The 12,931-nt window shown below is 62.0% G+C and carries 12 protein-coding genes; 4 read left to right on the top strand and 8 right to left on the bottom strand.

Translation table 11 applies throughout. The features are described 5' to 3' along the window. Window positions 1-159: 159 nt before the first annotated feature. The 4 genes from WG921_RS05995 to WG921_RS05980 all read right to left on the bottom strand — a co-directional run bounded on the left by WG921_RS05995 (window position 160) and on the right by WG921_RS05980 (window position 4,238). Window positions 160-1,437 carry a TRAP transporter large permease gene (locus WG921_RS05995; RefSeq protein ID WP_340108297.1) on the bottom strand — a complete coding sequence of 426 codons (1,278 nt, stop codon included), beginning with the start codon at window positions 1,435-1,437 and terminating at the stop codon, window positions 160-162. Then, window positions 1,434-1,973 carry a TRAP transporter small permease gene (locus WG921_RS05990; protein ID WP_340108296.1) on the bottom strand — a complete coding sequence of 180 codons (540 nt, stop codon included), beginning with the start codon at window positions 1,971-1,973 and terminating at the stop codon, window positions 1,434-1,436. The genes WG921_RS05995 and WG921_RS05990 overlap by 4 nt, the downstream gene beginning before the upstream one ends. A gap of 12 nt (window positions 1,974-1,985) precedes the next feature. After that, window positions 1,986-3,011, bottom strand: coding sequence for a DctP family TRAP transporter solute-binding subunit (locus WG921_RS05985; protein ID WP_340108295.1), 1,026 nt, complete (start codon window positions 3,009-3,011; stop codon window positions 1,986-1,988). A 174-nt stretch (window positions 3,012-3,185) separates the two neighbouring features. Continuing rightward, window positions 3,186-4,238: a 4-hydroxythreonine-4-phosphate dehydrogenase PdxA gene (locus WG921_RS05980; RefSeq protein ID WP_340108294.1), complete on the bottom strand. Its 1,053-nt coding sequence runs from the start codon at window positions 4,236-4,238 to the stop codon at window positions 3,186-3,188. A 119-nt stretch (window positions 4,239-4,357) separates the two neighbouring features. Between WG921_RS05980 and WG921_RS05975 the strand changes: the two genes are divergently transcribed. Next, complete coding sequence (locus WG921_RS05975; protein WP_340108293.1) at window positions 4,358-5,029, top strand: GntR family transcriptional regulator; 672 nt, start codon at window positions 4,358-4,360, stop codon at window positions 5,027-5,029. A gap of 249 nt (window positions 5,030-5,278) precedes the next feature. Here WG921_RS05975 and WG921_RS05970 read toward each other — a convergent pair whose 3' ends face one another. Further along, window positions 5,279-6,223 carry a LysR family transcriptional regulator gene (locus WG921_RS05970; protein WP_340108292.1) on the bottom strand — a complete coding sequence of 315 codons (945 nt, stop codon included), beginning with the start codon at window positions 6,221-6,223 and terminating at the stop codon, window positions 5,279-5,281. 95 nt (window positions 6,224-6,318) lie between these two features. Between WG921_RS05970 and WG921_RS05965 the strand changes: the two genes are divergently transcribed. Further along, on the top strand, window positions 6,319-6,696 hold the full coding sequence (locus WG921_RS05965) for a DUF4260 family protein (RefSeq protein ID WP_340108291.1): 378 nt from the start codon (window positions 6,319-6,321) through the stop codon (window positions 6,694-6,696). A gap of 215 nt (window positions 6,697-6,911) precedes the next feature. On the opposite strand, the gene WG921_RS05960 is transcribed toward WG921_RS05965, so the two are convergent. The 3 genes from WG921_RS05960 to WG921_RS05950 form a co-directional block, all read right to left on the bottom strand. After that, window positions 6,912-7,886 (bottom strand): agmatinase, encoded by a 975-nt coding sequence (locus WG921_RS05960; RefSeq protein WP_340108290.1) that lies wholly within the window; start codon window positions 7,884-7,886, stop codon window positions 6,912-6,914. Window positions 7,887-7,964: 78 nt separating this feature from the next. Then, a complete protein-coding gene (locus WG921_RS05955) occupies window positions 7,965-8,936 on the bottom strand; it encodes an arginase family protein (protein ID WP_340108289.1) in 972 nt (323 codons plus the stop codon). A 30-nt stretch (window positions 8,937-8,966) separates the two neighbouring features. After that, entirely contained in the window at window positions 8,967-9,932 is a 966-nt protein-coding gene (locus tag WG921_RS05950) for a LysR family transcriptional regulator (RefSeq protein WP_340108475.1), read from the bottom strand. Window positions 9,933-10,341: 409 nt separating this feature from the next. Here WG921_RS05950 and speB point away from each other — a divergent pair, with 409 nt between their 5' ends. Both speB and WG921_RS05940 read left to right on the top strand, forming a co-directional pair. Next, window positions 10,342-11,304: an agmatinase gene (gene speB / locus WG921_RS05945; protein ID WP_340108288.1), complete on the top strand. Its 963-nt coding sequence runs from the start codon at window positions 10,342-10,344 to the stop codon at window positions 11,302-11,304. 133 nt (window positions 11,305-11,437) lie between these two features. Then, window positions 11,438-12,919, top strand: coding sequence for an ABC transporter substrate-binding protein (locus tag WG921_RS05940; RefSeq protein ID WP_340108287.1), 1,482 nt, complete (start codon window positions 11,438-11,440; stop codon window positions 12,917-12,919). Window positions 12,920-12,931 lie beyond the last annotated feature (12 nt).

Genomic DNA, 12,931 nt, shown 5'->3' with positions numbered 1-12,931 from the left:
GCGGGTTGGCTGATCGCGTCATGTGCGTCCTCTGCGGATCCGCGGCCCCATCGACTCGATCATACATCAGCCAAACACGTCGAGCCAAACTCGCCAGCGCCGATCAAAACCAATCCGCACAAGAGGGCCTTCCGCCCTCCTCTATCGCCCCCCGCAAACTCAATGCATGAGGATACGGATAGGCAGAAGAACAATCTCCGGAAAGATTGCGATCGACAGGTATATAACCATGCTGCACGCATAAAACGGCAGTGAAACCCGAACCAGTTTTTCGATAGGGAGGCCGCTGATCTGGGCCGTGGCGAAAAGACAGACGCCGACAGGCGGCGTGGCGAGCCCGAGAGACAAGCCGGTCACAAGAAACACGATGAAATGCAGCGGGTCGATGCCTACGCTCACCGCGACAGGGAACAGAACCGGAATGAGAATCAGCCCGGCGGCGATAATTTCCATGAACATTCCCACTATGAGGAAGATCACCCCCATCAAAAGCAAAATGATCGTTGGATCGGCGGAGACGGACAGAATGGCTTCACTGACCTTTTGCGGCAGGCGATCAATCGTAAAAACATAGGTCGCGACGCTGGCGCTCATCATGATGAGCAGGACAGTGCCCGTCGTGCGTCCGGCGCTGATCAAGATGCCCGGAACTTCGCGAAGCTTGAACCCGCCATAGAACACGAACCCCACCAGGAATGTGTAAAACGCCGCCAGGCCAGCCGCCTCAGTCGGGGTGACTATTCCGGAAAACATTCCCCCAAGAATGATGATTGGCGCGCCGAGGGCGGGCAAAGCCACACCGATGGTGCGGGCTGATTGGGAAAAGCCTCTTGGAGGCTCCATTACGCCATACCCGTTTCGGCGTGCGATCACATAGTTGATCAGCACAAACCCCATGGCGAGAATGATCGCCGGCCCCACGCCGCCCGCGAGCGCGCCGCCGACCGACTGCCCGGCGGCGGATGCGGCGATAATCATGAGAATGCTTGGCGGAACGATCGACGCCAATGTCGCTGTCGTCATCGTAAGGCCAGCCGCATAGTCGCGCGGATAGCCTCGCTCCGTCATTGCGCGAATCTCGAGAGGGCCAAGACTCGCCACATCGGCGATGGCCGAGCCGGAAATTCCACCGAATATGAAGCTGGCGGCGATATTGACATGGCCAAGTCCACCGCGCCAGCGCCCCACGACAACATTCGCGGCCTCGAATATGCGCTCGGACAGACCGCCTCTCTCCATTACATGTCCAGCAAGTATGAAGAGAGGAATAGCGATCAAAAGAAAGCTGTTCACCGATGTGTACATCGCCTGCGACACGACCGAGAGTGGGATACCCTCGACCTGAAGCACAAACATGGCGGCCAGACCAAGAGCCACCGCAAGCGGCACGCCAAGAATGCTCAGGGCCGCAAAAGTCCCAAGAAGTAGCCAACTCACGTGATGACCCTATCTGTATCTTCAACCTGAGAGCGTGACGCCTTGTCCAGATAGACAGTCTGAATCAGAGCGATGACCGATAGCACCGCAGAAATAACCGCGGGTATCGTGATGATATACATGCCGATCCCCAGCACCGGCGAAACTTCGCCAATCCTGATTTGTCGATATACAAGCTTCACGGAATACCATCCAACTACAGAAAAGAATATCATGCCCGTCAATGCATAGATATGAACCGACACGCGCCGAAATATGGGAGGCAAGATGTTTACAAGAAGCATGATCCGCGGATGATGCAATTTTCTGAATCCAACGCTCAGGCCAAGAAAAGCGGTCCAGATGAACAGGAATCTGGACAGCTCTTCAGTCCATGGTGTCGAAAAATTATAGGTGCGTGCGAAAACCTGAGTGGAGACCGCAATCAGCATGCTCGAGACGCAGATCAGGAGCACCCCATCGACCGGACGCCAGAGCCAGCGGTCGATCGCGATGGTGACCCGCATCCGCACCCCACCTGTCTTTTCCGACACCATGGATAGCAGTCCTTAATTCCGGCCTAGAAATTTCAGGCTTTCCTGCATGAACTCCGCGCCCACCAGAGCCTCGAACTCAGGATAGAGAGCCAGGGAGATTTGCTTGAGCTTCTCCTTTTCCTCGGGATCAAGCTCGTGAACCTCCATCCCCTTCTCCTTGAGCTCTTCGATCATGCGAGCTTCTTCCTGACGATCGTAATTGCCCTTGTATTCGGCCGCCTCGAGCGCCGATTCCTGCATGATCTCCTGGAGCTCCGCCGGCAGGCCATCCCACAGGTCCTTGTTGACGGCGAGAATATACGCGTCGCCGATGTGACCGGTGAGATTCAGGTGCTTCTGCACTTCGTAGAACCGATTGGACAGCGGGATCTCCACGGGGTTTTCCTGTCCGTCGATCGCCCCGAGCTGAAGGGCCGTATAGACTTCGGTGAAGGCCATCGGCGTCGGGTTGGCCCCGACTTCCTTGAAGAATTTCACGAACAGCTGGTTGTTTGGAACGCGCAGCTTCAGCCCCTTCAGATCGTCGACCTTGGTTATGACACGATCCGACGTCGTGACGTGACGAAAGGTTCGAAGCATCATCGCCAAACCCTTGATGCCCAACCGGTCGAGAGACGAAAGCAAGGCTTGGCCCGGCTCGCCTTTCATGTATTTTTCCAGCTCGCCATAGTCTGAAAACAGATACGGGAGGCTCATCGCGTTCATTCGAGGCTCGAATGACGCGAATACGTTGCTGCTCAAGATGACCATGTCGAGAGCGCCGTCGCCGAGCTGGTTGACCGCGGCGTTCTGATCGCCGCCGAACAGGATGCCATCCGGAAAGATCTCGATTTCGACATCCCCGCCCGTCTTTTCCGTGACGATCTCGGCGAATTTTTCCGCGCCGATCGCGACAGTCGAAATGATCGGGTCGCCGATGGCCATACGGAAGCTGTGCTCTTGCGCTTCAACCGCACCCGATAGGGATACGGAAGAAAGCAGCGCCAACGCCCCCGCAATGGCTCCCGTGGAGCGCTTCAGGTTTTGTGTAAGGTTCATTTTGTTCTCCTCCATGTGTTTTGACGTTCCCGGCCCATCCCTCTCTGACGAACTTCAACCGGGACCATCAGTCTTTCTGACAGGGCATGGATGTCGCACAGTATTAGACCACAACATTTCAGCCCATTTTCAGCTTTCAGGCTCACCCTCTCATCGTGATATTGAGCTCGTTTGTCATGGGCGCGTAAGGTGATTTGGAACGCCCCGCTCGGAGGGATGTGTCACTCTGGGGCCGTTATTTGTCAGACCCTTTTTGGCCACCAGTTCCCGACCCAGCTCCACCGCCTTGATCGCGGCGCCGGCGTTCGCCTTTCCCAGCCCTGCGATGTCATAGGCGGTCCCATGGGCCGGCGTGACGATCGGAAACGGGTAGCCGGCGATCAGCGTAACCCCCCGGTCGAACCCGAGAAGCTTCATCGCGATCTGCCCCTGATCGTGAAACATGGTCAGCACGGCGTCGAATTCGCCCTTGACGGCCCGCAAGAACACCGTATCGGAGGGGACCGGACCGGTCACAGGCATCTGCTCGCCCCGGGCGCGCGCAACGGCGGGCGCGATTATCTCGTCGTCCTCGGCGCCGAAATTGCCCCCGTCTCCTGCATGAGGGTTCAAGGCCGCGACGCCGATGCGCGGGCGCTCGAATCCGGCATTCTTCATGACCTGAAATGTCAGCCTTATGCTGTCATATATCCGATCCACGCTCAGCGTTTCCGCAACGTCCCTCAGGGGGATGTGCGAGGTCACACGCGCATTCCAGACTTCGTCGAGGACATTGAATTCGCGCCCTGACGCGGCTGCGCCGATCGTCCTGTCGATAAAGCCGATCTCATCGACATAGTCAGGCTGCGCCAAACGCATCGCATGCTTGTTGAAGGGCGTGAAAAAGACCATATCGGCGATGCCCGCATTGGCGATCTCCAGCGCCATGCGGAAGTTCTGGACCGAGCCGCGCCCACCGGGCTCACTCGCCACGCCCAGCGGCACGTCGTCGGGGTCGCAATTCGCCATATCCAGCAGAACCGTCCCGTCGGGCGGATCGCGCAGTTCGTCCACCGTCACACGGGGCAGATTCAGCTCGACCCCGGCATGCGCGCATCCACGCTCCAGCACCCGCGCGTCGCCGATCACGACCATCTCCCCCGCCTCTATCGCGCGGTCGGCGAGGATCCTGGCGGCGAGTTCCGGCGAGACGCCAGCCGCATCGCCCAGAGCGAACGCAATTCTCATGACCCCTCACCGGTTTGAGCAAGCAATCGTCATTTCTCAATGTATACAATATTTTCTATCTTAAATTCAAGCTGTCTCTGACGCGAACCGCTGCTAATATCGACGAAAGGAGCAATTCGATGCATGACGCGACGGAATCCGACCACCCGCTGGCCGTTCGTAAGGAGACGCTGCACGATCAGGTGGCCAGCCGGGTGCGGGATCTTATTATCGAGGGCGTGTTGGAGCCGGGAAGCCGGATCGACGAAAGCACGCTTTTGCGCCAGCTAGGCGTATCGCGCACGCCATTCCGCGAATCGTTGCGCACGCTGGCGGCGGAAGGCCTGGTCGAAATTCGCCCCTCGCATGGCAGCCGGGTGCGAAAGCTGAGCCCCGAAGAAGTTCAATCCATGCTGGAGGTGCTCGCGAACCTCGAAGCCCTGATCGGGCGGCTGGCCTGTGAGCGGGCGTCGGACGCCGAGATCGACAGCATGACCGACCTCCATCGCCGGATGATCGAACATTACCGAACCCGAGACCGGCTTCCCTATTACAAACTCAATCAGGAGTTCCACAGTCGGATGGCCGAATTGAGCGGCAATTCCATTCTCGTGGAGATTCAAGCCAACATTCAGGCGCGTCTCAAACGGATACGTTTCATCGGGAACGGCACGCCCGAGAACTGGGCCGAGGCGGTGTCGGAGCACGAGGGAATGGTCACCGCCCTCAAGTCACGCGATGGCATGCGCCTCTCCAGGATGATGGAGCGTCACCTGGAAAACACCTGGGAAAGGGTGCGGGAGTACATCTGAAAGGGGGGGAGACGGGCCTGACACCTTGTGTGACCCGCGCCTGCGGAGCGTCTGTAAATCCAGCCACAGCAGCCGCGGGGTTGATCGGGCGAGACCGGGGAGCGGCGCCGAAGACGCTGTCGGTTCCGGGAACCGCCCGGCTGCCGGCCGACGGCTCCGCGAGCGCGCAGCCGGATGGACGCCTGGAAGGCTTGACGAGATTCTCAGCCGGAAAGCCCCTCCAGCCGCATGGTCGAATCCGGAATTCTGTCAGGCTTGTTCATGGGGCGGGCCGATAGCCGCAGCCGATTTCACCGGCGGCCGCCCGGTGCGCAGCACCGCGGGGAGGACCGCCGACAGATGATCGACCAGAAGTCGGAGCATGGGCAACCTGCGCAGGTCGTCATGCACGACCAGCCAGGCGTCGTGAACCCAGCTCACCTCATCCGGAAGGACGGGCTCCAGCATCGGATCCCGCGCCGCGACGCCGGCCTGCATCGGCCCTATGCCAAGACCGGCCCGGACGCTCGCGATCTGAGCCGCCTCGCTGTCAGTGCGGAGGCGAAGATGCTGCGGGCCGAGGAGCTCGCCGAAGACGTCGAAGCCTGCGCGCGCGGCAGGGTCGGCATCCGGACCGATCAGGACATGGTCTAACAGATGTTCCGGCGTTGTGGGCCGCCCGGCGCGCTCCAGATACGCGCGGTGCGCGAACAACCCGATCGGCGCCGGACCCAGCCTGCGCGCGACAAGGCTGCCCTGCGAGGGGCGGACCATGCGGATCGCGAGATCCGCCTCGCGGCGCAGGAGATCGGCGCTGTCATTGGACAATGCGAGTTCTACGGCGAGGCCCCGGTGCTCCGCCAGAAACGGCGACAGCGCAATCGGCAGCACCTCGGCGCCGACCACATGACTGGCGGCGACGCGTAGGACGCCCACACCCGCCCCGGGGGCGCTCGCCGCGCGCCGTGCGAGGCTTTCCGCGGTCAGATGCATCGCCCGCGCCTCTGGAACCAGGAGGGCTGCGGTCTCCGTGACGCTCAGGCCCTGCGGCGTGCGCAGGAAAAGCGTCTGGCCCACCATCGCCTCCAACGTGTCGATATGCCGTCCAACCGTGGGCTGAGTCAGGCCGAGCGCCCGCGCGGCCGCCGACAGGCTGCCGGCGTCGACCACCGCCAGAAAACTGCGCCATAGCGCCCAGTCGATTCTGCTGCTCATATATTTTCGTATATCCACTATCGAGAGATATACAATTCCCTTGACCTCAAAGACAGGGCAACTAGCAGGCGTCGCCTCCACCTCAGGACCTCGCCATGAACCCGATCACCGACCGCCCGGTTTTCACGCTCCTCCGCCTCGAAGGCGCCGCCGCCCTTGCGGCCGGCCTTGCGGGTTATTTCACGTTGACCGATGCGTGGATGACGCTCGCCATCTTCGCGCTGGCCCCCGATCTCGCCATGGTTGGCTACGTCTTTGGCGCCAAGGCCGGAGGACGCCTCTACAACCTCACGCATACCTACCTCGCCCCGGCGCTTCTGGCGGCGATTGGCTTCTGGACGTTTCCGGCGCTGCTACCCGTCGCCTGCGTCTGGCTGGCGCATATCGGGATCGACCGCGCGCTGGGCTATGGCCTGAAATCCGAAACCGCCTTTGGCCTTACCCATCTTGGCCGGGTCGGGCGCGCGGCCTGACAGGGCCGGCCCCATGCGCGGAAAAGGACTGCCCGGGCTGCGGCGGGAGCAGGCGTCGCCGCCTTCGATGCGCACGCCGGTCTCGTCGGAGGCGACGATCTTCGCCCCCGTTCATTCCTCAGTCCAACACCATTTCAACCCGGAGCGCCGCCTCCGCCGCCGAGCCGACGTCAGGCGGCCCCCCGCCCTCCGCCTGACGCTCGGCGGCGGCGCCATCACCCGCGGGAGAAATACCCGGCGCGGACAGCCTGCCCGATCATGTTGACGATCATCCGTCCAGCCGTGATGCACGTGATCTGATTGACGTCGACTTTGGGCGTGATTTCAACCACGTCCATGCCCACGACGCGACCCTTGCGAACGAGGCCGTGGATCAGCGTGCGAGCTTGCTCGAAGGTGACGCCTGGAGGCGCGGGCGCGTTGACCCCGGGCGCGATCGTCGGGTCCATGCCGTCGAGATCGACAGTCAGATAATAGCGCCCGCCATCGGGAATTCTCTCCAGCACCGCCTCCATGCCGCGCTCGTTCAGTTCATAGGCCGAGACGAGATGCGCGCCATAGGCGCGGGCCGCATCGACTTCCTCTTGGCGCGCGCTGCCGTTGGCCCGAATGCCGAGTTGGAAAATCTCCCCGACATGGGGCATCTCGGAGGCCCGCCGCATCACGCTCGACAGGCCATGAGTGACGCCGTTCACCTCCTGACGCCAGTCGATATGCTGGTCGATCTGAACGATCGTGATCGGCTTTTCCTTGGCGTCGGGAATATCGTCATAGGCCTGCAGCACCGGGATCGGGACCGCATGGTCTCCGCCGAGGATGAAGGGCATGGCGCCGGCGGCGAGAATCTTGCGCACCGCCTGTTCGCTGCGCCGGATATGGGCGAGCCGGTCGGTGGGGTCGCTGCGGATATCGCCGCAATCGACCATGCGAATGTCCCGTCCATCCAACAGCGTGCCGCCGATGTCGAAATCGTAGCGCGTCAGGTCGCGCAGGATCTTGACGTTGGCGGCGCGCATGGCCGTCGGACCGTTGCTCTGGTCGTTGACGGTGTCCTCATACGTGTATGGCTGTCCGTAGGGAATGCCGAGGAAGGCGATGTCGGCCTTCAGGTTGTCGAGGTCCGGCGCATATTCGGCATGCAGAAATGTCGCCGGGGTCTGTCGGGCGGGCACGGTCAAGGTTTCGGTCATTGGTGTTTCACTCCATGTTTGTCTGGGTTGGCGTCGCGTATCGTGATCGGGCGGTTTGTTGGCTGCATCGCGCTTTTCTCATCGCGCCCTGGCCAGCCATCGATCCCGGCGCGCCGCCCAGCGCGGCTGGTCGCAGAGATAGCCGAGGAACTCGGTTATCAGGTGTGCGCCGAGATAGGAGGTCGCCCCGGTGCCGACATCGAGCGCCGGATTCACCTCGACGAAATCGAAACCGACCACGTCGGCTCGTTCGGCGACGGCTTTCAGCGTGTCGCGCAACTCGAGATAGGCGAGGCCGTTCGGCTCGCCTGAGACGCAGCCCGGCACGAGCGACATGTCGAGCGCGTCCACGTCAATGCTGACATAGCAGCGCGCATCCTGCGGCAGGGCGGCTGCGACGCCGTCCGCGCCGAGACGCCGGAACTCGTCCATGCCGATGATGCGGTTGCCGTCGGCGCGAATGTCGGCGACCTGCTCGGGCGAGGTGCGCAGGCTGCGGATGCCGACCTGGGTCAGGCTCTCCACATGCGGCATGGCGGCGATATGGCGGAAGGCGTGACCATTGGTGAAACGCAGATCGTCGGTGATCGGCGCATAGTCGGTATGGGCGTCGAACTGGAGAATATGGATCGGCTCGTCAAAGGCGCGCACCACCGCGAAGGTGATCGAATGATCTCCGCCGATGACCACCGGCATCGCCTCGCGGTCGAGAATGCCGCGCACTGACGTCGTCAGGCGCTCGAAGGTCCGCTCGGGATTGGTCGGGTAGATGTCGGCGTCTCCGACATCAGCGATCAGTTTATGGGTCACCTCCTCGTGCAGATAGCTCTTCCCGGTCTCGACGTCGTAGACGCCCGGCCGCCCGGCGAAGCGCAGCGAGTGTTCGCGGATGGAGCGGGGCGCCATGCGCGAGCCGGGCAGGAAGGGCGAGCCCTCGTCAAAGGGCACGCCGAGCACGGCGATCATGGCGTCGAGCCGGCTGACATCCTCGACGATGGGTGAGCGCAGAAAGCTCGGTATTCCGACATAGGGGCGGTCGATGCGCGGCATATTCCCTCTCCTTGTTTTTGATGTGCCCGGCTAGGGGCCGACACGTATCTGTCCTTCCAGCCATGGGCCGATGCCCAGCATGCTGGCGAGGTATTTCTCCCGTAGGATCTGTTCCGCCGTCGCGGCGAGCCGTTCGGCGGCCTTGTCGAATTCGCCGGCCCGGCTGATGATGGTGAGGCTGCGCGTAAATCTGGGCCCGGGGAAGGGCATGACCAGCGCGTCGCCCATGCGGGCCAGACTGTTGACGAGGCAGAGCGGGGTCAGGATCGTCCAGCTCAGCCCGGCTGCGACGATGCCGACAAGCGTGTCGGACGAATCGAACATGAAATGCCGCGGGATCTGCACGCGCATGCGCCGAAGATGCTGCTCGATGTCGGCGCCGATCTTCGATTTCGCGCTCCAGCGCACCAGATTGAGCGAGCGTGACAGAGTGCCGAGGTCCGGCTCCCGCGCCGCTTCCGCATAGGCCGGCGGCACCAGCAGGACATAGGGCTCGGTGAGGATGGTGTGACGCGCCAGCCCGCTGACATCTTCCGCCGGGTCGTTGGTGATGATGATGTCATAGTGGAAATCATTGAACGCCTCGCGCAGGGCGCTCGCCAGCCCCGCCGAGACCGACATGCTGCGCAAGGATGGCTGCAGGCTGGACAACAGGTCCGGGAGGAAGGGCGAGGAAAGCGAATCGACCACGCCGATTCGAAGACTCTCCGGGAAACCGTCTGCGATCTCGCGAAGACGCGAGGGGATGCGTTGGGCGTCAGCGAGCAATTGTTCGGCCGCATCGCGCAGGATCACCCCGCTCGCGGTCAGCGTCAGAGGGCGGCGGCGGCGGTCCACCAGCCCGACGCCAAGCGTATTCTCCAGCGACTTGATTATCTGCGAAACAGCGGGCTGTGAGATGCCGAGGCGCTCCGCCGCGGCGGCCATGCTGCCCTTCCGACAAGCGATCACGAATGCTTCCAAGGAGCGAAGATCGAAGCCGAGCGAACTTGTCATCGATCCCTTGGCGGCCCGTCCCATGGATTTCCTCCACCCCAAACCGTCCTATGGATTCTCACACCTCGGCTTAGCTTACCCTACTCTGCGCGAGCCTACCCAAACCTATGCTTATGGTACGTATAATTTGTTGGGCGGCGCCGCGCCGGGATTGGGAGGGCGGCGTGTCGGCCTCCACCGGATTTTCACAAGGCTGAGGTGGAGAATTGTGGTTGCTTATCAGCACATTGAATTATGCATTTTCGTTTGGGCTTTCGTATGACGCCGGAGTGCGACGGAATGGAGAACGGCCCGCGCCGCCGCCCCGGAAGATTCTGGATGCTTTTCATCCTTCGTGACCGTGGCTAGCCTTCCAAACAACGCCTCAGCCTTCCGGACAGGGAGGCGGGCAAACCGGAGTAACGCTGCGATGCCCCGTTACAACGCCAATTTACCAAGCGTAGGACTGGCGACGTTCATGAAGTCTCCGGTCTGCGAGGACCTCTCCGCGATCGACGCCGATGTGGCGGTGCTGGGCATCCCCTATGATGGCGGCACCGGCTTTCGTCCCGGCTCCCGGTTCGGCCCACGCGATATCCGTGATCATTCGACCCGCTTCAGCGCCTGGGGGTCATGGAAAGGCGGCGGCGGGTACTGGGACATAAACCAGCAAAAGCAGATGTTGTCCGGCGTCAGCATCGTCGATTGCGGCGATGTCGACGTCGCCTATTACGACATCGAGCGAAACATGCGCCTCATCACCGAGGCGGTCGGCGCCATCCTCGACCGCGAGGCGATGCCGGTCCTGCTTGGCGGCGACCATTCGGTGTCTTTCCCCATCGTGCGGGCGTTCGAGCGGTTCGGCCCGCTCGATATCGTTCACATCGACGCCCATCTTGACTTCATCGATGATGTCGACGGCATGAAATACGCCAGCGGCAGTCCGCTGCGGCGCATGCGCGAACTCGGCTTCGTCCGACAAATGACGCATCTGGGCATCCGGGACATCCGCTCGCGGGCTGGAGACTATGCGGAGGCGACCCGACTTGGCTCGCGTATCGTCACGCGCGAGGCCATCCGCGATCGAGGCGTCCGCGCCATCGTCGACGAGCTCCCCAAGATGGGCAATGTTTATGTGACGATCGATATCGACGGGCTCGACCCCTCGATCGCGCCCGGAACCGGCTCGCCGACGGTCGATGGCCTGCTTTACCATGAAGCCATCAAATTGCTGCAAGGCGTGGCCAGGGAGAAAGGGAATATCGTTGGCTTCGACCTGGTCGAGGTCAACCCGAGCGTCGACACGCATGGGCAGACAAGTCTGCTGGCGAGCACGCTCATCGTCGAATTACTTGGCGCCATCTTCGAAAACAAGACGGGCGGAAGGGCGTAACAGGACGTCCGGCCCTGGCCGGCGGCGACGACGAGACGACGACGACCAATCACGACAGAAGAAGCACCGCCTCAAGGCGGGCCAGACCAACAACCGCAGGAGAGGTGAAATGGATAGACGGACATTCGGCAAAGTGATCGCAGGAACGGCGCTGCTGGGAGCGGGCGGCCTGTCCACTCCCGCCTGGGCGGCGGGGGGCGCGCTGAGGGTGTGTGTGTCATCAAACCTCAATACGCTCGACCCGGCCAAGTCCAAGATCGGCGAGGAGTACCTCGCCGGCTTCCTCGTTTTCAGCGGCCTGACCGAACTGCAGCGCGACGGCAGTCTGAAGCCTGACCTGGCGGAGAGCTGGACGCGCAGCGACGATCTGAAGACCTGGACCTTCGTCCTGCGCAAAGGCGTGAAGTGGCATCACGGCCGCACGCTCGACGCGCAGGATGTGCTGACCACGATCTCGCGCATTCTCGACCCGGCGATCGGTTCGGTGACGCGGGTGAACTTCCAGCTCATCGACACTATGGAGGCGCTCGACGAGCACACCGTGCGCTTCGTCCTGAAGCAGCCCTATGCCGGCTTCGCAGACCTGTTCAGCGATCGCCAGGCGCGTATCGTGCCGCGCGACGAGATCGAGACCCTCGCGACAGCGCCGATCGGCACCGGGCCGTTCCGCTTCAAGGCGTTCAAGCCTGGCGACCGCGTCGAACTTGAACGCAACCCGGATTATTTCGTCTCCGGCCAGCCGTTACTGGACTCCGTGACGCTGCGCATCATCCCCGAGAGCGCGGGACAGGTCGCCGCGCTCGCCTCGGGCGATGTCGATTTCCTGTGGAACGTGCCTCTGGAGGCGATCGACCAGCTCAAATCCGATCCCAACATCGCGCTGGATTCCATTCCCACCTCGACCTGGGATGGCATCATCATGAACTGCGGGCTTGAACCGTTCACCGATCCGAAAATCCGCCGCGCGGTTTCGCTGGCGATCGACAGGGCGGCTCTGGTCGAGTTCGCGCTCAACGGCAACGGCACCGCGACGGCCGCGATGATCCCGCCGAACCACGCCTTCTACAACGGCGACCTGAAGATCACGCCGGATCTGGAGTTGGCCAAGAAACTGATGGCGGAAAGCACGCAGCCGGACGGATTCAGCATCACGCTTCACGTCCCGGCCGGGCGCCCGACGCGCGAGCGCACCGGCACCGCCGTTCGCGAAATGCTCAAGCCGCTCGGGATTGATGTCGATGTCCAGCGAGTGCCATGGGACAAGTTCATCACCGACATTGAAGGCAAGGCCGTGTTCTTCGTTGACGGGTTCTATAGCCGCCCGACGATCGATTCATCGGTCTATCCGTTCTATCACAGCACCGGGTCGTGGAACACGACGCTCTGGCACTACCAAAACGAAGAGATGGACAAGGTGCTCGACGCCGCCCGCGCCGCCGATTCCCCGGAGGAGCAGGCGAAGCTCTACAAGCAGATGCAGGCCATAGCGCTCGAAGACCCGCCGGGCGTCATCCCCTACGTCATCAACCACGTGAACGCGTTCAGCACGAAGGTGACGGGCTTCCATTCGAGCCCGATGATGTGGCTTGATCTGCGAAATGTCTCGATGAGCTGACGGTAGCTCCTT

The organism is Paludibacillus litoralis (assembly GCF_037646705.1).
Classification (GTDB): Bacteria; Pseudomonadota; Alphaproteobacteria; order Rhodobacterales; family Rhodobacteraceae; genus Pikeienuella; species Pikeienuella litoralis.
This window is presented reverse-complemented; position numbering and strand designations above follow the sequence as displayed.